We start from the raw sequence: 23375 nt of genomic DNA on the forward strand, positions 1-23375 counted from the left end.
TCAGTTCCTCTCGTCGGATCGCGGCGCGTCCCCCGAGCGCCGCCTGTCGTCGTCCACGTCCCCGTAGGCGCCTTCGAACACGTCCCGATAAGCGGCCGCGAGGCGCACCGGATCGTGCGTGGGCGTGCCGTCCCCCACGCTGACCTGCCGCAGCAGCGCCTGGATCCCCAGCCCCTCGGCGAACTCCGCGAGGTCGAGAGCGTCGGGCAGCGCGGTCGGATCCGCGATCAGCGCATCGATCCGCACGCCCGGCGCCTGGTCGATGACCGCCTGCAGCAGATCGCGGCTGCCCATCCCCGCGATCTCGTGGGCGCCGCTGGAGAGGTTCATGATCACCGCGCAGCGCGCCGACGTGGTGCGCAGGGCCTCCGCGATCTGGGGCACGCGCAGGTGCGGCAGCACCGAGGTGTACCAGGAGCCCGGGCCGAGGATCACCCAGTCCGCGCGGGCGATCGCCTCGAGCACCTCGGCGGGGACCGCCGGATCCTCGGGGATCAGGCGCATCTCCTCGACGCGCCCCGGGGCGGTCGCGACCTGTGCCTGCCCGCGCACCAGGCGGCTGCTGCCGTCCTCGAACCGCACGGTCGCCTCGATGTCCAGGGGCTCCAGCGCCATGGGCAGGACGCGGCCGCGCGCGCCCAGCAGCTCGCCGACCTGGTCGAGCCCCGCGATCGGGTCGTCCATGATCTGCCACATCGCGACGATCAGCAGATTCCCGAGCGCATGGCCGCTGAGCTCGCCGTCGGTGGCGAAGCGGTGCTGGATCACGTCATGCCAGATGGTGCCCCACTCGGTCTGCTCGCACAGCGCCGCGAGCGCCATCCGCAGATCCCCGGGCGGCAGCACAGGCAGCTCGCCGCGGATGCGGCCGGAGGAGCCGCCGTTGTCGGCGACGGTCACCACCGCGGTGATGTCCTCGACGAGCAGGCGCAGGGAGCGCAGGTTCGAGGCGAGCCCGTGGCCCCCGCCGAGCGCCACGACGCGCAGCGAGGAGCCCGCGCGCCCCCGCCCGCGCCCGCGGCGGGGGCTGCCGGGGCGGGTGGTGACGCTCATTCGCGCCCCAGATCGCGATGGCGCACCCGCACGGAGTGCCCGGCGGCGCGCAGCCCCTCCGCGATCTTCTCCGAGATCGCCACCGAGCGGTGCTTCCCGCCCGTGCAGCCGATGGCGAGCGTGGTGAAGTGCTTGTTCTCGGCGGAGTACCCGCGCAGCACGGGGCGGATCATCTCGAGGTACTTCTCGGCGAACTCCCGGCCGTTGGCGTCGGACAGCACGAAGGCGGCGACGTCCTCGTCGATCCCGCGCTTGTCGCGCAGCTCGGGGACCCAGTACGGGTTCGGGATGAAGCGCACGTCGCTCACGTGATCCGCCTCGATGGGGATGCCGTACTTGAACCCGAAGGAGAGCACGTTGACGGTGAGCGCCTGCTCGCTGGGAGTGCCGAACGTGGTGCGCATCTTCATCGTGAGCTGGTGGACGTTGAGCTCCGAGGTGTCGATGATGACGTCCGCGAGCCGGCGGTACGGGGCCAGCACCTCGCGCTCGCGTCGGATGCCCTCCAGCACGCCCTCGTCCCCCTGGAGCGGGTGGGGGCGGCGCACGGAGTCGAAGCGGCGCACGAGGGTGTCCTCGCTCGCCGTGAGGAAGACGAGCCGCGGTCGCAGCTCCGCAGCGCGCATCCTCGTGACCACGTCGGAGAGCTCGGAGAAGAACGGGCCGGAGCGGGGGTCCACGACCACCGCGAGTCGGGCGGCGCTGCCCTCGGTTTGCTGCTGGAGCTCGTAGAGGGTGGGGATCAGCTGCGGGGCGATGTTGAAGACCACGTACCAGCCGAGGTCCTCGAGCGCATGGGCGGCCGTCTCGCGGCCAGCGCCTGCGAGGCCGGTGATGATGACGAGCTCATCGGGCTCGTGCACGGCGGGCTGGGCGGCGCCGGTCTCGGCGGGATCAGGGGTGCTCATCGGTGCGTCTCTTCCCTCGGCTCGGGTGTCGCGGTCATGGACAGCGGGGGCAGGTGCATCAGGCGTCCAGGATCTCGCCGGTGGTCATGTTCACGGCGGGACCGGGTGCATCGGATCGTAGCGCGGTGAGGATCTGCTCAGCGAGCGCGGGGCCGATCCCGGGGACGGCCTGCAGGTCCTCGAGCTCCGCCTCGCGGACCTTCGCCACGGTGGTGAAGGCGTCCAGCAGGGCCTTCTTGCGCGCGGGACCGAGGCCCGGAACCTCGTCCAGGGCGCTCGACTGCATGGCGCGCCCGCGCTTGGAGCGGTGGTAGGTGATCGCGAAGCGGTGGGCCTCGTCGCGCAGGCGCTGCACGAGGAAGAGCGCTTCGCTCGTGCGCGGGAGGATCACGGGGTGCTCCTCCCCCGGCAGCCAGATCTCCTCCAGGCGCTTGGCGATGCCGGCGAGGGCGATGTCGGTGATCCCGAGCTCGTCGAGCACGCGCTGAGCGGCGGCGACCTGCGGGGGTCCGCCGTCCACCAGGATCAGCGAGGGCGGGTATGCGAACCTCCTCGCCTCCTCCGCGGTCTTCTCGGGCGGGTCGAGATGGTGCTTCAGCCGCCGGGTGAGGACGTCGTGCATCGAGGCGGTGTCATCGCGCGCGGCCTCGCCGGTCACCGAATAGCGCCGGTACTCGCTCTTCTTCGGCAGGCCGTCCTCGAAGACGACCATCGAGCCGACGACGTTCGTGCCCTGCGAGTGCGAGATGTCGAAGCACTCGATGCGCAGCGGCGGCTCGGCGAGCTCGAGCGCCTCGCCGAGGTCCTCGAGGGCCTTCGAGCGGGCGGTGAGGTCGCCGACGCGCCGCAGCCGGTGCAGGCGCAGGGCCTCCTTCGCGTTGTCGGTGACGGTCTCCAGCAGCTCCTTCTTCTCGCCGCGGCGAGGGACCCGGAGGTCTGTGCGCGAGCCGAGGAGCTCCCGCGCCTGCTCCGGATCGGGAGGGAGCACGGGGACGAGCACTTCGGCGGGCGCCGGAGCGCCCTCGGCGTACAGCACCGTGAGCGCGCGCTCGATGAGATCGGACGGGCCGGAGGTGTCGAGGATCTCGGCGGTCCAGCCGCGCTGACCGCGGATCCTGCCGCCGCGCACGTGGAACACCTGCACGGAGGCCTCGAGCTCGTCCTGCGCGAGACCGATGAGGTCCGCGTCGGTCGCATCCGACAGCACCACGGAGTTCTTCTCGGTGACCTTCTGCAGGGCCTGCAGGTCATCGCGCAGGCTCGCGGCGGTCTCGTAGTCCTGGGCGGCTGCCGCTTCGCGCATGCGTGCCTCGATGCGGCGCAGGTACGTCCCGGTGTTGCCGGCCATGAAATCCGCGAACTGCTCCGCGAGGCGGCGGTGCTCCTCGGCGGTGATCTCGCCGGTGCACGGCGCCGAGCACTTCCCGATGAATCCCAGGAGGCAGGGCCGGCCGGAGCGCTCGGCGCGCCGGAACACCCCTGCGCTGCAGGAGCGCACGGGGAACACCCGCAGCATCAGGTCGAGCGTCTCGCGGATCGCCCAGACATGCGTATAGGGCCCGAAGTAGCGGTCGCCCTTCAGGCGGGGCTTGCGGGTGACGTGCACGCGCGGGTACTTCTCCCCCATGGTGAGGGCCAGGTAGGGGTAGGACTTGTCGTCGCGGAACTTGACGTTGAATCGCGGATCGAACTCCTTGATCCACGTGTACTCGAGCGTGAGCGCCTCGACCTCGGTGCGCACCACGGTCCATTCCACCGACGCGGCGGTGGTGACCATGCGGCGCGTCCGCTCGTGGAGCACCGAGAGATCCTGGAAGTAATTCGCCAGGCGCTGGCGCAGGTTCTTCGCCTTGCCGACGTAGATCACCCGGCCGTCGGGATCGCGGAAGCGGTACACCCCCGCGGAGACCGGGACCGTGCCCGGGGCCGGGCGGTAGGAGGAGGGATCAGCCACCGATCTCAGGCCCGGCCCTTCTCCAGCACGGGGCCGAGGAACCGCCCGGTGTGGGAGTCCGGATTCGCGACGATGTCCTCGGGGGTGCCGGTGGCGACGATCGTGCCGCCGCCTGCGCCGCCCTCGGGGCCGAGATCGATGACGTGGTCGGCGCTCTTGATGACGTCGAGGTTGTGCTCGATGACGATCACCGTGTTGCCCTTGTCGACGAGGTTGTGGAGCACCTCGAGGAGCTTGCGGACGTCCTCGAAGTGGAGCCCCGTGGTGGGCTCGTCGAGCACGTAGATCGTGCGGCCGTTGGAGCGCTTGTGCAGCTCGGAGGCGAGCTTCACGCGCTGGGCCTCGCCGCCGGAGAGCGTGGTGGCGCTCTGCCCGAGGCGCACGTATCCGAGGCCGACGTCCACGAGGGTCTGCAGCTGGCGGTGGATGGCCGGGACCGCGGCGAAGAACTCCACGCCCTCGGCGATCGGCATGTCGAGCACTTCGGCGACGTTCTTGCCCTTGAAGTGCACCTCGAGGGTCTCGCGGTTGTAGCGCGCCCCCTGGCACACCTCGCAGGTGACGTAGACGTCGGGCAGGAAGTTCATCTCGATCTTGATGGTGCCGTCGCCCGAGCAGGCCTCGCAGCGCCCGCCCTTGACGTTGAAGGAGAAGCGGCCGGCCTTGTAGCCGCGCACCTTCGCCTCGCTCGTCTGCGCGAAGAGGGTGCGCACCCGGTCCCACAGGCCCGTGTAGGTCGCGGGGTTCGAGCGCGGGGTGCGGCCGATGGGCGACTGGTCCACGTGCACGACCTTGTCGAGGTGCTCGAGGCCCGTGACGCGCTTGTGGCGGCCCGCGACCGTGCGCGCGCCGTTCAGCTCCTTGGCGAGCACCGAGTACAGGATGTCGTTGACCAGGGTGGACTTGCCCGAGCCCGAGACGCCGGTGACGGCGGTGAGGACGCCGAGGGGGAAGCTGGCCTCGACGTTCTTCAGGTTGTTCTCGCGCGCGCCCGTCACCGTGATGCGGCGATCGCGGTCCACGGGGCGCCGCACGGCGGGCACCGGCACGGACAGGGCGCCGCTGAGGTACTTGCCGGTGAGGCTCTCGGGGTTCTTCTTGAGGTCCTCGAGGGAGCCGGAGTGGACGACGTGTCCGCCGTGCTCGCCGGCGAGCGGGCCGATGTCCACGATCCAGTCGGCGGAGTTGAGGGTGTCCTCGTCGTGCTCCACGACGATCAGGGTGTTGCCGAGATCGCGCAGGCGCACGAGGGTGGTGATGAGCCGCTCGTTGTCCCGCTGGTGCAGGCCGATGGAGGGCTCGTCCAGCACGTAGAGCACGCCCACGAGCCCCGAGCCGATCTGCGTGGCCAGGCGGATGCGCTGGGCCTCGCCGCCGGAGAGGGTGCCCGCGGCGCGCGCGAGGGTGAGGTAGTCCAGCCCCACATCCAGGAGGAAGCCGAGGCGGGCGAGGATCTCGCGCAGCACCTCTGCGGCGATCTGCGCCTCCTTCTCCCCCAGCTCGAGGGTGCCGAGGAAGGCGTGGGCGTCGCGGATCGAGAGCTCGCAGACCTCGGCGATCGACTTCTCGCCCACCGTGACGGCGAGGATCTCCGGGCGCAGTCGAGCCCCCTTGCAGGCGCGGCAGGGCACTTCGCGCATGAACTGCTCGTAGCGGTCCTTGGCCCAGTCGGACTCGGTGTCGTCGTGGCGGCGCTGGAGGTAGTGGATGACGCCCTCGAAGCCCGTGGTGTAGGTGCGCTCGCGGCCGAAGCGGTTGCGGTACCGCACCTGCACCGAGAAGTCCTTGCCGTGCAGCAGGGCCTCGCGGGCGCGCTCGGGCAGCGCCCGGAACGGGGTGTCCATCGAGAAGTGGAGCTCCTCGGCCATCGCCGCCATCGCCTGCTGATGGTGGTCGGCATGGCCCATCGTCCAGGGCGCGATGGCGCCCTCGGCGAGGCTGAGATCCTCGTCGGGGATCACGAGCTCGGGGTCGACCTCGAGTCGCATCCCCAGGCCCGTGCACTCCGGGCACGCGCCGTAGGGAGCGTTGAAGGAGAAGGACCGCGGCTCGATGTCATCGACGGCGAGCGGGTGGTCGTTGGGGCAGGAGCGCTTCTCGGAGAAGCGGCGCTCGCGCGACTCGCTCCCCTCCTCGCGGTCGACATAGTCCACGATCAGGATGCCCTCGGCCAGGCGCAGCGCCGTCTCGACGGAATCCGTGAGCCGGCGGCGGGCATCGGGCTTCGCCGCGAGGCGGTCCACGACCACCTCGATGGTGTGCTTGAGCTTGCGATCCAGAGCGATCTCGCCGTCGAGCCGCACGACGGTGCCGTCGATGCGGGCGCGAGCGTAGCCCTGGGAGCGCAGCGAGCTCAGCAGGTCGATGTGCTCGCCCTTGCGGCCGCGGACCACGGGCGCGAGCAGCTGGAAGCGGGTGCCGGGCTCGTCCCCGAGGAGGACGTCCACGATCTGCTCGGCCGAGGTGCTCGTGACGCGCTCTCCGCAGACGGGGCAGTGCTGCACGCCGGTGCGGGAGAAGAGCAGGCGCAGGTAGTCGTAGACCTCGGTGATGGTGCCGACCGTGGAGCGCGGGTTGCGGTTGGTCGACTTCTGGTCGATCGAGACGGCCGGCGACAGCCCCTCGATGAGATCGACCTTGGGCTTGTCCATCTGGCCGAGGAACTGGCGCGCGTAGGCCGAGAGGGACTCGACGTACCGCCGCTGCCCTTCCGCGAAGATCGTGTCGAAGGCCAGGGAGCTCTTGCCGGAGCCCGAGAGCCCCGAGAACACCACCAGCTTCTCGCGGGGGATCTCGATGTCGACGTTCTTCAGATTGTGCTCGCGCGCACCACGGACCAGCAGGGATTCACTCACCGGACCATCCTACGAGGGGGCTGGGACGAACGGCGGCGCGGTGAGGCGACGGCCACGCTCCGGGGCGCCCGTGCCCGCGCCCCCACGGCTCGCGGACGGTCCGGCGGGCGATACTGGGGCCATGAGCCCCAGCCCCGACCCTGCCTCCGATCTCGCCGCCCATGTCGAGCAGGGCGGTCCGGCGCTCGCCCTGTGGCATCCCGCGCTCGTGATCCGCAAGGCCTCCGTCGGCTCCATGGACAACAACGTCTACCTCCTGACCTGCCGCGTCTCCGGCGCGCAGCTGCTGATCGACGCGGCCGCGGATCTCCCGCGCCTGCAGCGGCTCGTGCGGGAGGGGTCCCCGAGCGGCCGACTGGACACGGTGCTCACCACCCACAGCCATCGCGACCACGTCGGCGCGCTCGCCCCGCTGGTCGCCGCGACCGGCGCGCGCACCGCGGCGGGCGCAGCCGACGCCCCGGACATCGCCGTGCCCACGGATCTCGCCCTCGCGCACGGGGATGTGCTGCGCGTGGGCGTCCACGACCTCGAGGTGATCGCGCTGCGCGGCCACACCCCCGGCTCCGTGGCGGTGCTCTGGAGGGGCGGCGAGGACGGCGACCACGTGTTCACGGGCGACTCGCTGTTCCCCGGGGGCGTGGGGGCCACGCGCGGGGACGCCGAGCGCTTCGCCCAGCTGGTGGACGACGTCGAGGAGCGCCTGCTCCTCCCGCTCGCGGATTCGACACGGGTCCATCCGGGGCACGGCGACAGCACCACCATCGGCGCCGAGAGGCCCCACGTGGCGAAGTGGCGAGAGCGGGGCTGGTGAGCGCATCCCCCTGGTGCCTCCTCGGCCGCGCGGCGCAGGGTCCGGACGCTCTCCTGATCGATCTCGATGCGGGCTGCGCCGAGCGCACGCGGGAGCAGATCGCCCCAGGGGACCTCGCCCGCGCGGTCGCGGCGCGCGAGGCCGCCGCGCCGACCCGGTGGGTCTGGAGCGACACCCCCGCCTGGTACGACGCCCTCCTCGCGGCCGGGGTGCGGGTCGAGCGCTGCCATGACCTGCGCCTGGTGCACGTGATCCTCGCCCGCAGCGCGCGGGTCGCCGATCCCGGCCCGCTGCAGGCGGCCGAGTCGTGGGACCGGCCGCCCGATGCCCCCGCTCCCGGGCCCGCCGAGCAGCCGGGAGCGACCCTCTTCGATCTCGAGACCGCCGCGGCGGGATCGAGCCCGGTCCCGCAGGACGCCCAGAGCGCTCTGGAGGAGCTGCGACGCCAGCTCGAGGCGATCGCCGGCGCCGACGAGCCCACTGCCCTGCGGCTGCTCGCAGCGGCAGAGTCCGCCGGCGCCCTGGTGGCCGCGGAGATGCGCGCGGCGGGCATGCCCTGGGATGCGCAGGAGCACGATCGCATCCTCGTCGAGAGCCTCGGGGCGCGGCCGCGCGCGGGCGCCCTGCCGGCGCGGATGGAGGAGCTCGCGCAGCAGGTGCGCGGGGCGCTCGGGGATCCGCACCTCGCGCTCGACTCGCCCCCGCGCCTGCTGCGGGCGCTGCATCGCGCCGAGATCCCGGTGGACTCCACCTCGAAGTGGGAGCTCAGCGCGCACGAGCACCCCGCCATCGCGCCGCTGCTGCGCTACAAGGAGATGTCCCGCCTGCTCACCGCCAACGGCTGGGCCTGGCTCGACGCCTGGGTGCGCGAGGGGCGGTACCGCCCGGTGTACGTGCCCGGCGGCGTGGTCACCGGCCGCTGGGCCTCCAGCGGCGGCGGGGCGCTCCAGATCCCGCGGCGGCTGCGCCCGGCGCTGCGAGCGGATCCGGGGTGGCTGCTGGTGAGCGCCGACGTCTCCCAGCTCGAGCCGCGCGTGCTGGCAGCCATGTCGCAGGACCCCGCGATGGCGGCGGCCGGCGCCGGGCGGGACCTCTACGCGGGGATCGTGGAGTCAGGCATCGTCGCCACGCGCCAGGAGGCCAAGGTCGGAATGCTCGGGGCGCTGTACGGAGGCACGAGCGGGGACAGCGGAGTTCTCGTGCGCCGGCTTCGCGTCTCGTTCCCCGCGGCGATGGGGCTCGTCGACGACGCGGCCGCCGTCGGGGAGCGCGGAGGCACGGTCTCGACATGGCTCGGCCGCTCCTCTCCCCCGCCCGATCCCCGCTGGCTGGAGGCCCAGCGCGAGGCGAACCTGCCGGAGGCATCGGCCGCGGCGCAGGAGCGCGCCCGCCGGTCGGCCCGCGACCGCGGCCGCTTCACCCGCAACTTCGTCGTGCAGGGCACGGCCGCCGAGTGGGCGCTCTCCTGGATCGCCGCGCTCCGGCTGTCTCTATCCCGCCTCCCCGACGCGGGAGCGGACGACGCAGCGGAGCCGTCGGGCCCGGTCTTCGCCCGCCGCGCGCACCTCGTCCACTTCCTCCACGACGAGGTGCTCGTCCACTCCCCGGCGGCGCAGGCCGAGGATGCCGCCGCCGCGATCCGGGACGCGGCCGAGAGCGCGGGGCGCCTGCTGTTCCCCGGCAGCGCGGTGGACTTCCCGCTCGAGCTCGCGATCGCGGAGCGCTCGGAGGCGAAATGACGCACGGGCAGGGCGCCGTGCGCCCGGCGCCCTGCCCGTGGGCTCTGTCGAGGGCTCTCGCCCCCAGGCTCAGACCTCGAAGCCCGCGGTGTGGCGGTTGACCGAAGCGCGCAGCAGTGCGAGGTTCGTGGACTGGCGATCAGCGGCCAGGTACATGAACAGGGTCGGGGACAGCATCTTGATCAGGTGCAGCTGCGAGTCGAGCGTGAGCAGCATGTCCTCGAGGTTGGCGTTGAGGCCGAGGGCGGCGATGGTCTTCTGCTTCGCCTTCACCATCTCGGAGTTGTAGGCGCTGGCGACCTCGAGGTCGAAGTCGGGGCGACGGCTGGCGGAGGCCAGCGGCATGCCGGACTCGACGTCGACGATCGACGCGCCGATGAAGCCGTTGACATCGTTCGCGATCGCGGTGATGAGGTTGTTGAGATCTTCCTGGCTGGCCATGATGCTCCTGGGCTGCTGGTCGCGGCACGGGGATCCGAGCCGCCGGGATGTCGGCGCTCGCACGCCGGGACGAAAGTCCCTTCCGCGTGGCGTGCGCCGATGGACCTCGGACATTCTTGAGTGAGCCCGACAGTTCCGCGGCCTCTCCCCGGCCGCTCCCTCCCCCGCACCACCTCAGGAGCCCCATGCCCCCCTCCGACCCCGCCCCCCGCAGCGGCGAGGCCGCCCCCGGCGCGACCCCGCCCATCGGCACCCGCGGCCGCCGGGCGCAGCGGAATCTCGGCTCCACCACGTCTTTCCGCGTGGTCATGGCCGGCCCGGTCGGCGTGGGGAAGACCACCGCCGTGCGCACCCTCAGCGGGATCGAGACCATCGAGACCGAGGTGCCTCTCACTCTCGGCGCCGAGACGGCCTCTCTCCCCGATTCGAAGACCACGACGACGGTCGGCCTGGACTACGGAGTGTGGAAGCCCACGGAGGAGATCTCCGTCGCCCTGATCGGTACTCCCGGGCAGGAGCGCTTCGCCGAGGCGCGCGCCTCCTTCAACGCGCCGTGGACGCGCGCCCTGCTGTGGCTGTACGGGGACTCCCCCACCCTGGCGACCGATGCGGAGAGCTGGATCGGCTCGATGGGCCCGAAGAGCCTCCCCCGGCTCGCCATCGCCCTCACCCGGACCGCCGACGGCGGTGCGAGCGGGGCCGCAGCGCTGCGGCCCGTCCTCGAGCGCTTCGGTGCGGGCGGCCAGCCCGTGCTCGCAGCCGACCCGCGTGACCGCGACAGCGTGATCCGCGTCGTCAGCGCCGCTCTCGACCTCCCGGAGGTCGCCGCATGAACGAGAACCAGGGGACGACGCAGGGCGCAGGGGCCGAGTCGCTGCGCATGCACCCCTCCATCGCCCAGTCCTGGAGCCTGAGGTCGCCGATCGTCGGCCGCACGGCCACGACTCGGCTCGAGGCGCCGTGGAAGGAGTTCCCGGAGATGACCTCGGCCATCGTCGCCACCTCCGACGGCCTCCACATCTGCTCGCTCGGACTGAGCATGGACGACGCCGGGCGGCTCGCGGCGCTCAACAGCTCGATGTTCTCGGTCGCCGCGGCGGAGACGCGCATCATGGCCGGAGCCGTCCCCGCCTCGCGCGAGCGCCCCCGCGAGCAGTCCGAGACCGAGGAGCAGGGGGCGGTGGCGCGCACGAGCGTGGCCATCAGCTCGGGCTCGACCCGCACGGCCGTGTTCGGGTTCGGCGTGGAGCCCTTCGGCCAGCTGCTGCTGGGGATGTCGGCGCAGGACATCCCGCTGGGCACCCTGATGGTGCGCACGCGCAGCGCGGCGCAGCAGATCTCCGACGCCCTCGGCTCCCGCGCCCCCTCGATCTGAGGGCTCCCGAGGTCTCCCTAGACCTGCGCGCTCGCGCTCGCGCCGCTCGAGGCGCTGAGGGCCGCGCACCCCGGCCGGGGTGTGCGGCCCTCGTCATGAGGTGCGCTGGATCTGCCGGAGCTCCTTCTTGAGCTCCTGGACCTCATCGCGCAGCCGGCCGGCGACCTCGAACTGCAGGGTCTCGGCCGCCTGATGCATCTGCGCGGTCATCTCGTCGATCATCCGGCTGAGCGTGCCGACGGGATCGTCGCCGAGATCGATCGTGCGGCTCCCGGCGGCATCCACCGCGCCTGCCCGGGCCCGATCGCGGCTCACCCGCTCCTTGCCCGAGCGGTAGTCGGTCGCGAGCAGGGTCTCGGTGTCGATGTCCTCGCGGGTCAGCATGTCGGTGACGTCGGCGATGCGCTTGCGCAGCGGCGTCGGGTCGATGCCGTGCTCGGTGTTGTACGCGATCTGGATCTCGCGGCGGCGATTGGTCTCGTCGATCGCGGCGCGCATCGAGTCGGTGATGCGGTCGGCGTACATGTGCACCTGCCCGGAGACGTTGCGGGCGGCGCGGCCGATCGTCTGGATCAGCGAGGTGCGCGAGCGCAGGAACCCCTCCTTGTCGGCGTCGAGGATCGCGACCAGCGACACCTCCGGCAGATCCAGGCCCTCGCGCAGCAGGTTGATGCCGACCAGCACGTCGAACTCGCCGATGCGCAGGGAGCGCAGCAGCTCCACGCGGCGCAGCGTGTCGACGTCGGAGTGGAGGTACTGCACCCGCACCCCGTTCTCCAGCAGGTAGTCGGTGAGGTCCTCGGCCATGCGCTTGGTGAGCGTGGTGACCAGGACGCGCTCGTCGCGCTGCACGCGCTCCTCGATCTCCGCGCGCAGGTCGTCGATCTGCCCCTTGACGGGCTTCACGATGACCTCGGGGTCCACGAGACCCGTCGGGCGGATGATCTGCTCGACCACGCCGTCGGCGCGATCGAGCTCGTACTGGGCGGGCGTGGCCGAGAGGTAGACCGTCTGGCCGGTGCGCTCGGTGAACTCGCCGAAGGTGAGGGGCCGGTTGTCCAGCGCGCTCGGGAGGCGGAACCCGAAGTCCACCAGGGTGCGCTTGCGCGAGCGGTCGCCCTCGTACATCGCGCCGATCTGCGGGACGGTCACGTGCGACTCGTCCAGCACCAGCAGGAAGTCCTCCGGGAAGTAGTCCATGAGGGTGTTCGGGGCGGTGCCCGGAGCGCGGCCGTCGAGATGGCGCGAGTAGTTCTCCACGCCGTTGGTGGTGCCCACCTGGCGCAGCATCTCGAGGTCGTGCGTGGTGCGCATGCGCAGCCGCTGCGCCTCCAGGAGCTTGTTCTGGCTCTCGAGCTCGGTCAGCCTCTCCCCCAGCTCCTTCTCGATCGAGTCGATCGCACGGGCGAGCCGCTCGGGGCCGGCGACGTAGTGGGACGCGGGGAAGATGTGGATCTGCTTCTCGTCGCGGATCACCTCTCCGGTCACCGGGTGCAGGGTGTAGAGGGCGTCGATCTCGTCGCCGAAGAACTCGATGCGGATCGCGAGCTCCTCGTACATGGGGATGATCTCGACGGTGTCCCCGCGCACCCGGAAGGTGCCGCGCACGAACTCGACGTCGTTGCGGTCGTACTGCATGTCCACGAAGCGCCGCAGCAGCTCGTCGCGGTCCACCTGGTCGCCCACCGACATCCGCACCATGCGGTCCACGTACTCCTGCGGGGTGCCGAGGCCGTAGATGCAGGACACGGAGGAGACCACGACGACGTCGCGGCGGGTCAGGAGGGCATTGGTCGCGCTGTGCCGGAGCCGCTCGACCTCGGCGTTGATCGAGGAGTCCTTCTCGATGTAGGTGTCCGACTGCGGGACGTACGCCTCGGGCTGGTAGTAGTCGTAGTAGGAGACGAAGTACTCGACCGCGTTGTTCGGCAGCAGCTCGCGGAACTCGCTCGCGAGCTGCGCGGCGAGAGTCTTGTTGTGCGCCATCACCAGGGTGGGCCGCTGCACCTGCTCGATGAGCCAGGCTGTGGTCGCGCTCTTGCCGGTGCCGGTGGCGCCGAGGAGGACGACGTCCTGCTCGCCGGCGTTGATGCGGCGGGCGAGCTCCGCGATCGCCTTCGGCTGGTCCCCCGAGGGCGTGTACTCGGAGATCACCTGGAACGGGTTGACGGAGCGGACGAGGTCCGTGACAGGGCGCATGGCTCCGAGCCTACGACCACCCGGGGACATTCGCCGTGCCGGGGCGGTGCGCTCTCAGCGAAGGGACTCCAGCAGGCGCCCCGCCCGCCGCGCCAGGAGCTCCTGGTCCCCGGTGTTCAGCAGGATCCGCGAGGCCCGCCGGATCCGCTCGAGGTCCGTGACCTGGGCCGACATCACCGACTCCGCGTACGCGCGATCCCGGCCCCGGTTCCGCGCGATCCGCTCGATCCGATCCTCGCGGCGGGCGAGGACCACCACGACCTCCGCATAGCGCCCCGTGCGGTCCTGCGCCTTCTCGAGCAGCAGGGGCGAGTCGTGGACGAGGAGGTCCGCGCCCTCGCAGACCATCTGCTCCTCCTCGCGGCGCACGGCCTCCTCCACGCGGCCCAGCACGATCGCCTCGAGGTCCGCCCGCGCGGCGGGATCGGCGAAGACGAGCCGCGCCAGCTCCGTCCTGGCCACCGTGCCGTCCTCGGCCCGGTACTGCTCTCCGAACCGCGCGATGGCCTCCTCCACGCCCGGTCCCGGAAGATCGAGCACCGCCCGCGAATGGGCATCCAGGTCGATCACGCGCGCGCCCCGGTCCCGCCAGAGCTGCGCGACCGTGGACTTCCCGCTGCCGATGCCGCCGGTGAGGCCGATGCGTGAGATGTGCATGACCGCATCCTAGGGCGGAGGCCCGTTCCGGCACGGGCCTGGCTAGGGTGATCTGCTGTGACCCCCGATCAGCTTCTGGCCAGCAGCGACCTGCTGCGCACTCTCGATCTCCTCGGCGTGATCGTCATGGGCATCACCGGAGGCGCCCTCGCGGCCCGCCTCCAGTTCGACGCGGTCGGCTTCGCCGTCATCGGCATCGTCTCCGGTCTCGGCGGCGGCATCCTGCGCGACCTGATCCTCGATCTCGGCGTCCCCGCCGCCTTCTCCGGTCCCTGGTACCTGGTGTGCGCCCTGTGCGGGGCGGGCTTCTCGTACCTGATCCATGCGGAGAGCCGCACCTGGCAGCGCCTGATCGTGGTGCTCGACGCGCTCGCTCTCGGGCTGTGGGCCGCATCCGGCACCGCGAAGTCCCTCAACGCCGGTCTCGATCCGCTGCCCGCGATCCTGCTGGGCGTCGTCTCCGCGGTCGGCGGCGGAGCGATCCGCGACGTGATGGTCGGTCGTGTCCCCGCGATCTTCGGCGGCAACCCGCTCTATGCGACCAACGCCCTGCTGACGGCCGTCACCACCTGGGGTGTGCTCGTGCTGGGGCTCCCGGGCTGGAGCGTGCTGGGCCCCGTGCTGCTCGGCTCCACTCTCGCCGTGGTGGCGGCCTGGCGGCAGTGGTCCCTCCCCCAGCACCGCGAGTGGCAGGTGACGATGTCCGCCTCGCAGATGAAGGCGATGGTGCGCCGGGTGCGCCGCAGCGAGCGGCAGCGCGTCGCGGCCCAGACGGGGCTCATCCCGGTGGTCGACCCCGGTGAGGAGCGCGACGACTTCGTGTCCGACGCCACCGGGGAGGACGACAGCCTCGAGGAGTACGTCCGCGATGCCGATGGCTCCGGCGGAGGGCTCTCGGGCACCTCGCGCTGAGCACCGCCCGGGGCCGGCCGGCTCCAGCTCCTGGCTCTTTGGAACCGAACCGATCGCGCCTCAGGGGGCGAGGGCGCGCAGCAGCGCAGGCATCTCCTCCAGCGGGAGCTGGCCGGGAGCGGAGGCGGACTGCTGCGCGGCGAACGTGGCCGCGGAGCCGAAGATCTCGCCGCTGACCCTCGTGACCGCGCCGAGCGGCCCCATGCTCATGGTGATGATCGGTCCCTCGGCATGGCGGCTGCGCATCTCCCAGGTCGCCTCGAGGAGCGCGAGGACGTCCCCGGGGCCGCGCGGCATCACTGCCGCCTTCGGGATGTCCGCACCGAGGTCCTGGATCCTGCGCAGCAGGGCCACGAGCTCCTCGCGCGGGGGCGTGGACTCGAAGTCGTGGGCCGATCCGATGACGGGGATCCCCGCGGCATGCGCCTGCGCGATCAGCGCGCGCACGGTGCCGGGGTCGCGCCGCGCCTCGACGTCGAGAGCGTCCGCGGCGCCGCTGCGGATCAGCGCGCCCAGGACCTCTTCGTACTGCGGGTCCGCGAGGTCCCACTGCCCGCCCTCCTGCGCGGTGCGCACGGTGATCAGCAGCGGCATCTCGCCGAGCGCGGTGCGCAGGCGCGCGGCCATGCGGACCGCCTCGGAGACGATCGCGCCGAGGCCGCCCGCGAGGCGACCCCCGGCAGGGGAGCCGTCGCGCGAGGGGGCGCCGGCCGCGGCGGCTGATTCGAGGTGGTCCACCCGCCATTCCGCGAGGTCCGCAGCGCTGCCCGCGAGCGCCTGCGCCTCGTGCAGGAGCGCCGGCTCGTCGGCGCCCGTGAGCGGGACGATGAGCGCGGGGCGCCCCTCCCCGATCACGAGGGAGCGCACGCGCACAGGGCGCAGGGGCCTCACGGGCGCTCCGCGGGCGCGGAGAGCGCGATCGGGGTGCGCGCGCTGCGGGCAGCCTCCGGATCGGGAGCGCTGATGGCGGCGTACGCGGCGAGCAGGAGCGTCGGGTCGGGGCCTTCGAGACGGGTGGGTCGGCCGGGACGGTCCAGGACCACGAAGCGCAGGAGCCCGGCGCGGGACTTCTTGTCGCGCCGCATCGTCTCCTCGAGCTTCGGCCACTGGCGGTCGCGGTACGTCGTCGGCAGGCCCAGCGAGGTCAGGATCCGGCGATGGCGGTCCACATCGTCCTCGGACAGCTTCCCGGCGAGCCCCGCGAGCTCGGCCGCGAACATCATGCCGACCGCCACCGCGGCGCCGTGGCGCCACTGGTAGCGCTCGTTGCGCTCGATCGCGTGCGCGAGCGTGTGGCCGTAGTTGAGGAACTCCCTCTCGCCCTGCTCCGTGAGATCGCGCGAGACGATCGCGGCCTTCACGCGGACCTTGCGCTCGAGCACCTCGCGGAACTCCGCGCTGCCGGTGTCGAGGACGGCGCGGGGGTCCTTCTCGATGATCTCGAGGATGCCCGTGTCCGCGATGAAGCCGCCCTTGACGACCTCCGCGAGACCCGCGGCCACGTCGTGCGCGGGCAGCCCGGCGAGCACGTCGAGGTCCTCGATCACGGCGATCGGGGGGTGGAAGGCGCCGACGAGGTTCTTCCCCTCGGCCGTGTTGATGCCGGTCTTGCCGCCGACGGCGGCGTCCACCATCGCAGCGACCGTCGTGGGGACCTGGAGGACGTCCACGCCGCGCAGCCAGGTGGCGGCGACGAAGCCTGCCAGATCGGTCGCGGCGCCGCCGCCGAGCCCGATGATCAGATCCGTGCGGCTGATCTCCGCCTGGCCGCAGACCTGCCACAGGAAGCCCGCGACCTGGGCGGTCTTCGCGTCCTCCCCGTCGGGGATCTCCGCGAGGAAGGCCTGCCGGCCGCCGGCGGCGATCTGCTCGCGCAGCTCCTCGGCGATGGTGCGCAGGGCGCCCTGGTGGATGATCACGACGCGCGCGGCGCGCTGCGGGATACGGGATGCGAGATCGTTCAGCAGACCGCGCCCGATGAGGACGTCGTAGGCGCCCGCCGGGGTCTCGACGGGGATGGAGGTGATGCTCACGGGTGCTCCTCGGTCTCGGGTTCTGCGGCGTGCGGGGCGGCGGTGCGCTCCAGGGCGGACAGGGCGGCTGCGACGCGGCGGGCGACCGCGGCCGGGCTTCCTGCCCCGCCGTCGACCTGGCAGCGGGACAGCGCTCGGTAGTGGGGGATGCGCGCATCCCGCAGGGTGCGCCATGTCTCCAGCGGGTCGCTGCTCGCGGCGAGCAGCGGCCTGCCGGCACCTCCCCGCAGTCGGCGCGATGCCGTGCGCTCGTCGATCTCCAGCAGCACCACGCGATGCGCGCGGAGCCGGTCGCGGCTGGCCGGGCGCAGCGGCGCTCCCCCGCCGAGCGAGAGCACGCCGGAATGGGTCTCCAGCAGGTCCGCGAGCGTCTCCTCCTCGAGGGCCCGGAAGCCCTCCTCCCCCCTCTCGGCGAAGAGCGCGGGGATGTCGGCGCCCGCCCGGGCGACGATCTCGAGGTCGAGGTCTGCGAAGGAGGCGCCGAGGAGCTTCGCGAGGGCGCGGCCGACGCTCGACTTCCCCGCCGCCATCGGCCCGATCAGCACGGCCAGCGGCGCGTCGCGCAGGAGGGGCTCGGCAGGGGGATGCGGGGGGACGTCCGCGGGAGTCGCGCGCGCGGCGGCGGCCGACGGGTCAGTCGGCGCCATCAGCGAGGCTCGTCGCCGCCCGCGACCGGCAGGCCCAGGTGACGGCGGATCTCCGCCACGCTGTCCCCTCCGGCCTTCTCGAGGAGGGCGTCGGCCAGGGTCAGCGCGACCATGGCCTCGGCGATCACCGCTGCGGGTGCGACTGCGCACACGTCGGAGCGCTGGTGGTTGGCCTTCGCCTCCTCACCCGTGCGCACGTCGACCGTGCGCAGAGCACGGGGCACGGTCGAGATCGGCTTCAGCGCGCCGCTCACCCGGAGCACCTCGCCGTTGGAGATGCCGCCCTCGAGGCCGCCGGCCCGGTTGGAGGCGCGTGAGGTGGTGAAGGGGCCCTCTCCGCCCGGAAGGATCTCGTCGTGCGCGGCGGAGCCTCGGCGCGCCGCGCTCGCGTAGCCGTCGCCGATCTCCACGCCCTTGAAGGCCTGGATGGACATGATCGCCTGGGCGAGGCGGCCGTCGAGGCGGCGGTCCCACTGCGTGTGCGCGCCGAGGCCCACGGGCACGCCGTAGGCGAGCACCTCGACGACCCCGCCGAGGGTGTCGCCGTCCTTCTGGCACTGGTCGACCTCGGCCACCATGCGGGCGGAGGTCTCGGGGTGGAAGCAGCGCAGCGGATCGGCGTCCAGCGCCTCGCCGTCTCCGGGTGCGGGGAGGGGGGCGTCGTCCGGGACGCGGACGGTGCCGACCTGCAGCGTGTGGGAGACCAGGCGGATCCCCGCGGCCTGCTCCAGGAGCGCCGCGGCGAAGGCGCCGGCGACCACGCGCGCGGCGGTCTCGCGGGCGCTGGCGCGCTCCAGCACGGGGCGGGCGTCCTCGAATCCGTATTTCACCATGCCGGCCATGTCGGCGTGGCCGGGGCGGGGGCGGGTGAGGGGCTGGTTGCGGGCGATCTCCCGCTCGTCGCCCGTGCCCGCGTCGATCAGGAGATCCTCGCGCGCCACGGGATCCGGCGACATGACCTTCTCCCACTTCGGCCACTCGGTGTTGCCGATCTCCACGGCGATCGGGGACCCGAGGGTCGAGCCGTGGCGCAGGCCGCCCAGGATGCTCACGGCATCCTGCTCGAACTTCTGGCGGGAGCCGCGCCCGTGGCCGAGGCGGCGCCGGGCGAGGACGCCCTGCAGGTCCGCAGAGGTGAGCAGCACCCCCGCGGGGTATCCGTCGAGAGTGGTGATCAGGGAGCGGCCGTGCGATTCGCCGGCGGTGAGCCATCGGAGCATGCCCACGATTCTCCCATGGGCGCGGGGCGGCCGCTCCCGCCGTCGGCATGCGGGCGCAGGATGCACCGAAGGCCGGGACCCGTGCGGGTCCCGGCCTTCGGTCACTGCGGCGGCGCGCCCCGGGGGCGGCCGCCGTCAGCGGGCATCAGTTGCCGGTGAGCTTGGCGCGCAGAGCGGCCAGGGCCTCGTCCGAAGCGAGCGTGCCCTCGTCCGAGGAGCTCGACTGGTACGAGGAGGCGGAGGACGAAGCCGGAGCCGGGGTCGACGTGGAGGTCGTGGTGCTGCCCTGGGCAGCGGACTCCTCGTCGGCCTTGATGGCCTCGGCGACCTGCGCCTTGTGCGCGTTCCAGCGCTCGTAGGCGGCCGCGTACTGGCCCTCCCACTGCTCGCGCTGGGTGTCGTAGCCCTCGAGCCACTCGTTGGTCTCGGGATCGAAGCCCTCGGGGTACTTGTACTCGCCGGCCTCGTCGTACTCCGCGGCCATGCCGTAGAGCGCGGGATCGAAGGTCGTGTCATCGCCCTCGGGATCGACGCCCTCGTTGGCCTGCTTCAGCGACAGCGAGATGCGACGACGCTCGAGATCGATGTCGATGACCTTGACGAAGACGTCCTGGTCGACCGTGACGACCTGCTCGGGCAGATCCACGTGGCGCTGGGCCAGCTCGGAGATGTGCACGAGGCCCTCGATGCCGTCCTCGACGCGCACGAAGGCGCCGAAGGGGACGAGCTTGGTGACCTTGCCCGGCACGACCTCGCCGATGGCGTGGGTGCGGGCGAACAGCTGCCACGGGTCCTCCTGGGTCGCCTTCAGCGACAGGGAGACGCGCTCGCGGTCCATGTCGACGTCCAGGACCTCGACCTTGACCTTCTGGCCGACCTCGACGACCTCGCCGGGGTGGTCGATGTGCTTCCAGGACAGCTCGGAGACGTGCACGAGGCCGTCCACGCCGCCCAGGTCGACGAAGGCGCCGAAGTTGACGATCGAGGAGACGACGCCGTCGCGCACCTGGCCCTTCTGGAGGGTCTGCAGGAAGTCCGAGCGGACCGCCGACTGGGTCTCCTCGAGGTAGGCGCGGCGGGAGAGGACCACGTTGTTGCGGTTCTTGTCCAGCTCGATGATCTTCGCCTCGATCTCCTGGCCGACGTACGGCTGCAGGTCGCGCACGCGGCGCATCTCGACGAGGGAGGCGGGGAGGAAGCCGCGCAGGCCGATGTCCACGATGAGACCGCCCTTGACGACCTCGATGACGTGACCGGTGACGACGCCCTCGTCCTCCTTGATCTGCTCGATCGTGCCCCAGGCGCGCTCGTACTGCGCGCGCTTCTTGGACAGGATCAGGCGGCCTTCCTTGTCCTCCTTCTGGAGGACGAGCGCTTCGATCTCATCGCCGACCTGGACGACCTCGCCGGGGTCCACGTCGTGCTTGATGGAGAGCTCGCGCGAGGGGATGACGCCCTCGGTCTTGTAGCCGATGTCGAGCAGGACCTCGTCGTGATCCACCTTCACCACGGTGCCCTCGACGATGTCGCCATCGTTGAAGTACTTGATGGTGGCGTCGATGGCAGCCATGAGTGCATCAGCATCGCCGATGTCGTTGATGGCGATCTGGGGGGTCGTGGTGTCGGTCATGTAGGTCGGGACTCCGTCGGGACAGGATTGAGTAGGGATACGTGCGCGCCTGGCGCGGCGCGCACAGACCCGTCCACCCTACCAGCTCCCCTCAGCGGGCGCGAGCGTCCGCCCGTGCTCCGCGCCGTCCGTGATCGCCGCCGCTGCGCCGCCCCCCGCTCCGCAGCGGGAGCGGGCCTCAGTGGCCGGCCTCGAGCCAGGTCCTCCCCACGCCCACTCCCACGGAGAGCGGCACGGAGAGCTCATGGGCCGCGCCCATGCCGTCCACGACGATCCCGCGCACCTGCTCGAGCTCGTCGCCCGGCACCTCGAGCACGAGCTCGTCGTGCACCTGCAGGAGGATGCGGCTGCGCAGCCCGGCCCCTCGCAGGCCGGACTCGACGCGCAGCATCGCGAGCTTCATGATGTCGGCCGCGCTGCCCTGGATGGGCGAGTTCAGCGCGACGCGCTCGGCGTTCTCGCGGCGCTGGCGGTTGTCGCTCCTGAGGTCGGGCAGATAGCGGCGCCTGCCGAGGATGGTCTCGGTGTAGCCGGTGGCGCGAGCGGCCTCGACGCTCTCGCGGAGGTAGTCGCGCACCCCGCCGAAGCGCTCGAAATAGCCGTCGCGAAGGGCGCTCGCCTCGGACTGCGAGATCCGCAGCTGGCGCGCGAGGCCGAAGGGGCTCAGCCCGTACGCGAGGCCGTAGCTGACCGCCTTGGTCTTCGAGCGCATCGCCGGCCCGACGTCCTCCGGATCGACGTCGAAGACGCGCGAGGCGACGTAGTTGTGCAGGTCCTCCCCGCTGCGGAACGCCTCGATCAGCCCCTCGTCCTCGGAGAGGTGGGCCATGATCCGCATCTCGATCTGCGAGTAGTCCGCCGTGAGCAGCACCTGCTCGCTGCCGGAGGCGTGGAAGGCGCCGCGGATGCGCCGTCCCTCCTCGGTGCGCATCGGGATGTTCTGCAGGTTGGGGCTGTTCGAGGAGAGCCGCCCCGTCGCGGCGATCGTCTGGTGGAAGGTGGTGTGGATGCGCCCGTCGTCGGCGATGAAGCGGCGCAGCGTCTCGATGATCTGGCGCATCTTCGTGACATCGCGGTGCGCGAGCAGATCCGCGAGGAACCCGTGCCCGGTCTTCTCGAAGAGGTCGGCGAGGGTCTCGGCGTCCGTGCTGTAACCGGTCTTGGTGCGGCGCCCCTTGGGCAGGCCGAGCCGCTCGTAGAGCACCTCCTGCAGCTGCTTGGGGGAGCCGAGGTTGATGCGGTCCCCGCCGATGTGGGCGTAGGCCGATTCCGCGACGGCCCGCTGCTGGCCCTCGCGCTCCTCGTCGAGCTCCGCGAGCTGGGCGTCGTCCACCTCGATCCCCGCCTCCTCCATGTCCGCGAGGATCATGGCGAGCGGGAGCTCCAGGTCGTCGTGGAGGGAGGCGGCGGCATGCTTCTCGAGGTCCGCGCGCAGGAGCGGCTCGAGGCGGCGCACCGCATCCGCCGCCCGCGCCAGCTCCTCCTGCGCGGCGTCGCCGGAGTCCAGGGAGAGCTCCTGCTGGGAGGCGGCGCTGGCGACCTGCAGATCCTCGCTGAGGTGGCGCATGAGGAGGCCGGCGAGATCCGTGGGCCGCTGGTCGGGCCGGCACAGGAACTCCGCGATCCCGAGGTCCGTGCGCCATCCGGCGACCTCGAGGCCGCGTCCGCGCAGCTGGTGGATCGCGAGCTTGACGTCATGGGCGGTCTTGGGGACGGCGGCGTCGGCGAGCCAGGACGCGAGCGCCGACTCCCCTTCCGGATCCAGCGTCTGCAGATCGACCACCGCGAGCGCACCCTCGGCGGAGAGCGCGAGCGCCGTCGCCTCCCCGGATCCGAGCTCCCAGCGGCCGTCGATCGCGAGCGCCGCGCCCTGCGCGAACTCTCCGGCCAGCAGCCGCGCGAGCTGCTCCCCCTGCGCGGAGATGATCTCCCCCAGCTCCTCGGCGGCGGCGGGCTCGGCGCCCTCCTCCCCGTCGGCGAGGAACACCTCGGGGACGTCCTTGCGGATCGTCGGCCCGAACGCGAGGTCGTCGAAGACCCCCATCAGCGCGGCGCGGTCCCCTCGTCCCAGGGCGTAGACCGCAGGGTCCGCGGGCAGCTCGAGGTCCAGGACCGCCGCGTTCATGCGACGGTTGCGCTCGACGTCGGCGATGTGGTCGCGCAGCGACTGGCCGGCTTTGCCGGTGATCTCCTCGGCGTGAGCGAGGAGGTTCGTGAGGTCGCCGTACTGGTTCAGCCACTTCGCGGCGGTCTTCGGCCCCACTCCGGGCACGCCGGGCAGGTTGTCGGCGCTCTCCCCCACCAGCGCCGCGAGATCGCAGTAGCGCTCGGGCGCGACCTGGTACTTCTCCTCGACCGCCGCGGGATCCATCCGGCGCATCTCGGTGACGCCCTTGACGGGCTGCAGCAGGGTGATGCGCTCGCTCACCAGCTGGATCGCATCGCGATCGGAGGTGACGATCAGCGCCTCCCCGCCCTCGGCGGCCGTGCGGGTCGCGAGCGTGGCGATGATGTCGTCCGCCTCGAAGTCGGGGACCTCCAGCCAGGTCACGCCCATCGCGTTCAGCATGGACTGGATCATCGGGAACTGGCCGACGAGCTGCGCGGGCGTCTCGTCGCGCCCGCCCTTGTACTGGTCGTAGATGCGATCGCGGAACGTTCCGCCCGACATGTCGAACGCGACGGCCACATAGGCGGGCTGCTCGGCGGCCACCACGTTGATCAGCATCCGGGCGAAGCCGTAGACGGCGTTGGTGGACTGCCCGCGCCCGTCGGTGAATCCGTCGGGCGGCAGCGCGAAGAACGCGCGGAACGCCATCGCGTGCCCGTCGATGAGCAGCAGGGGGCCGTCGGTGAGTCCGGGGGCGGCGGGGAGGTTCTGATCGCTCGAGCTCATGGGGATGAGTCTCCCACGAGAGCGCGCGTGCTCCGGGGCGCG

18 protein-coding genes are annotated in these 23375 nt (G+C 72.0%); 5 read left to right on the forward strand and 13 right to left on the reverse strand.

The window, feature by feature from the left end:
• The 4 genes from Bequi_RS08255 to uvrA are packed head-to-tail and all read right to left on the reverse strand — an operon-like array spanning nucleotide 1 to nucleotide 6770.
• Nucleotides 1-1053: a gluconeogenesis factor YvcK family protein gene (locus Bequi_RS08255; RefSeq protein WP_249737460.1), complete on the reverse strand. Its 1053-nt coding sequence runs from the start codon at nucleotides 1051-1053 to the stop codon at nucleotides 1-3.
• Nucleotides 1050-1961: an RNase adapter RapZ gene (rapZ, locus tag Bequi_RS08260; protein WP_249737461.1), complete on the reverse strand. Its 912-nt coding sequence runs from the start codon at nucleotides 1959-1961 to the stop codon at nucleotides 1050-1052. The genes Bequi_RS08255 and rapZ overlap by 4 nt, the downstream gene beginning before the upstream one ends.
• 58 nt (nucleotides 1962-2019) lie before the next feature.
• The gene (gene uvrC, locus Bequi_RS08265; RefSeq protein ID WP_249737462.1) at nucleotides 2020-3915 is read right to left on the reverse strand and encodes an excinuclease ABC subunit UvrC; all 1896 of its coding nucleotides are present in this window, start codon (nucleotides 3913-3915) and stop codon (nucleotides 2020-2022) included.
• A 5-nt stretch (nucleotides 3916-3920) separates the two neighbouring features.
• Nucleotides 3921-6770: an excinuclease ABC subunit UvrA gene (gene uvrA / locus Bequi_RS08270; protein WP_249737463.1), complete on the reverse strand. Its 2850-nt coding sequence runs from the start codon at nucleotides 6768-6770 to the stop codon at nucleotides 3921-3923.
• 121 nt (nucleotides 6771-6891) lie between these two features.
• Here uvrA and Bequi_RS08275 point away from each other — a divergent pair, with 121 nt between their 5' ends.
• Nucleotides 6892-7584, forward strand: a complete 693-nt coding sequence (locus tag Bequi_RS08275) for an MBL fold metallo-hydrolase (protein ID WP_430623105.1) — start codon at nucleotides 6892-6894, stop codon at nucleotides 7582-7584.
• A complete protein-coding gene (locus Bequi_RS08280) occupies nucleotides 7578-9323 on the forward strand; it encodes a bifunctional 3'-5' exonuclease/DNA polymerase (RefSeq protein WP_249737614.1) in 1746 nt (581 codons plus the stop codon). The genes Bequi_RS08275 and Bequi_RS08280 overlap by 7 nt, the downstream gene beginning before the upstream one ends.
• Before the next feature lie 69 nt (nucleotides 9324-9392).
• Here Bequi_RS08280 and Bequi_RS08285 read toward each other — a convergent pair whose 3' ends face one another.
• The gene (locus Bequi_RS08285; RefSeq protein ID WP_249737464.1) at nucleotides 9393-9764 is read right to left on the reverse strand and encodes a roadblock/LC7 domain-containing protein; all 372 of its coding nucleotides are present in this window, start codon (nucleotides 9762-9764) and stop codon (nucleotides 9393-9395) included.
• A 185-nt stretch (nucleotides 9765-9949) separates the two neighbouring features.
• Here Bequi_RS08285 and Bequi_RS08290 point away from each other — a divergent pair, with 185 nt between their 5' ends.
• Together Bequi_RS08290 and Bequi_RS08295 are read left to right on the forward strand one after the other, a co-directional pair.
• On the forward strand, nucleotides 9950-10597 hold the full coding sequence (locus Bequi_RS08290; protein WP_249737465.1) for a hypothetical protein: 648 nt from the start codon (nucleotides 9950-9952) through the stop codon (nucleotides 10595-10597).
• Nucleotides 10594-11139 carry a roadblock/LC7 domain-containing protein gene (locus Bequi_RS08295; RefSeq protein WP_249737466.1) on the forward strand — a complete coding sequence of 182 codons (546 nt, stop codon included), beginning with the start codon at nucleotides 10594-10596 and terminating at the stop codon, nucleotides 11137-11139. The genes Bequi_RS08290 and Bequi_RS08295 overlap by 4 nt, the downstream gene beginning before the upstream one ends.
• A 93-nt stretch (nucleotides 11140-11232) precedes the next feature.
• On the opposite strand, the gene uvrB is transcribed toward Bequi_RS08295, so the two are convergent.
• Entirely contained in the window at nucleotides 11233-13338 is a 2106-nt protein-coding gene (gene uvrB, locus Bequi_RS08300; protein ID WP_249737467.1) for an excinuclease ABC subunit UvrB, read from the reverse strand.
• A 54-nt stretch (nucleotides 13339-13392) separates the two neighbouring features.
• Nucleotides 13393-13995, reverse strand: a complete 603-nt coding sequence (gene coaE / locus Bequi_RS08305) for a dephospho-CoA kinase (RefSeq protein ID WP_249737468.1) — start codon at nucleotides 13993-13995, stop codon at nucleotides 13393-13395.
• Nucleotides 13996-14052: 57 nt separating this feature from the next.
• Between coaE and Bequi_RS08310 the strand changes: the two genes are divergently transcribed.
• A complete protein-coding gene (locus Bequi_RS08310; RefSeq protein ID WP_249737469.1) occupies nucleotides 14053-14907 on the forward strand; it encodes a trimeric intracellular cation channel family protein in 855 nt (284 codons plus the stop codon).
• Nucleotides 14908-14967: 60 nt separating this feature from the next.
• On the opposite strand, the gene aroD is transcribed toward Bequi_RS08310, so the two are convergent.
• The 6 genes from aroD to polA all read right to left on the reverse strand — a co-directional run bounded on the left by aroD (nucleotide 14968) and on the right by polA (nucleotide 23333).
• Nucleotides 14968-15798 carry a type I 3-dehydroquinate dehydratase gene (gene aroD / locus Bequi_RS08315; protein WP_249737470.1) on the reverse strand — a complete coding sequence of 277 codons (831 nt, stop codon included), beginning with the start codon at nucleotides 15796-15798 and terminating at the stop codon, nucleotides 14968-14970.
• A complete protein-coding gene (aroB, locus tag Bequi_RS08320) occupies nucleotides 15795-16940 on the reverse strand; it encodes a 3-dehydroquinate synthase (protein WP_249737471.1) in 1146 nt (381 codons plus the stop codon). Before aroB ends, aroD begins: the two co-directional genes overlap by 4 nt.
• Nucleotides 16937-17587, reverse strand: coding sequence for a shikimate kinase (locus tag Bequi_RS08325; RefSeq protein ID WP_249737472.1), 651 nt, complete (start codon nucleotides 17585-17587; stop codon nucleotides 16937-16939). Before Bequi_RS08325 ends, aroB begins: the two co-directional genes overlap by 4 nt.
• Nucleotides 17587-18807, reverse strand: a complete 1221-nt coding sequence (aroC, locus tag Bequi_RS08330) for a chorismate synthase (protein ID WP_249737473.1) — start codon at nucleotides 18805-18807, stop codon at nucleotides 17587-17589. Before aroC ends, Bequi_RS08325 begins: the two co-directional genes overlap by 1 nt.
• Before the next feature lie 145 nt (nucleotides 18808-18952).
• Complete coding sequence (gene rpsA / locus Bequi_RS08335; RefSeq protein WP_249737474.1) at nucleotides 18953-20437, reverse strand: 30S ribosomal protein S1; 1485 nt, start codon at nucleotides 20435-20437, stop codon at nucleotides 18953-18955.
• Nucleotides 20438-20615: 178 nt separating this feature from the next.
• A complete protein-coding gene (gene polA / locus Bequi_RS08340; RefSeq protein ID WP_249737475.1) occupies nucleotides 20616-23333 on the reverse strand; it encodes a DNA polymerase I in 2718 nt (905 codons plus the stop codon).
• Nucleotides 23334-23375 lie beyond the last annotated feature (42 nt).

Source organism: Brachybacterium equifaecis (assembly GCF_023509525.1).
Lineage (GTDB): Bacteria > Actinomycetota > Actinomycetes > Actinomycetales > Dermabacteraceae > Brachybacterium > Brachybacterium equifaecis.

Excerpts from the sequence above, each read along its gene's own strand:
- Bequi_RS08255 (WP_249737460.1), bottom strand. The coding sequence starts at position 1,053 with ATGAGCGTCACCACCCGCCCCGGCAGCCCCCGCCGCGGGCGCGGGCGG.
- rapZ (WP_249737461.1), bottom strand. The coding sequence starts at position 1,961 with ATGAGCACCCCTGATCCCGCCGAGACCGGCGCCGCCCAGCCCGCCGTG.
- Bequi_RS08275 (WP_430623105.1), top strand. The coding sequence starts at position 6,892 with ATGAGCCCCAGCCCCGACCCTGCCTCCGATCTCGCCGCCCATGTCGAG.
- Bequi_RS08285 (WP_249737464.1), bottom strand. The coding sequence starts at position 9,764 with ATGGCCAGCCAGGAAGATCTCAACAACCTCATCACCGCGATCGCGAAC.
- Bequi_RS08290 (WP_249737465.1), top strand. The coding sequence starts at position 9,950 with ATGCCCCCCTCCGACCCCGCCCCCCGCAGCGGCGAGGCCGCCCCCGGC.
- Bequi_RS08295 (WP_249737466.1), top strand. The coding sequence starts at position 10,594 with ATGAACGAGAACCAGGGGACGACGCAGGGCGCAGGGGCCGAGTCGCTG.
- uvrB (WP_249737467.1), bottom strand. The coding sequence starts at position 13,338 with ATGCGCCCTGTCACGGACCTCGTCCGCTCCGTCAACCCGTTCCAGGTG.
- coaE (WP_249737468.1), bottom strand. The coding sequence starts at position 13,995 with ATGCACATCTCACGCATCGGCCTCACCGGCGGCATCGGCAGCGGGAAG.
- Bequi_RS08325 (WP_249737472.1), bottom strand. The coding sequence starts at position 17,587 with ATGGCGCCGACTGACCCGTCGGCCGCCGCCGCGCGCGCGACTCCCGCG.
- aroC (WP_249737473.1), bottom strand. The coding sequence starts at position 18,807 with ATGCTCCGATGGCTCACCGCCGGCGAATCGCACGGCCGCTCCCTGATC.
- rpsA (WP_249737474.1), bottom strand. The coding sequence starts at position 20,437 with ATGACCGACACCACGACCCCCCAGATCGCCATCAACGACATCGGCGAT.
- polA (WP_249737475.1), bottom strand. The coding sequence starts at position 23,333 with ATGAGCTCGAGCGATCAGAACCTCCCCGCCGCCCCCGGACTCACCGAC.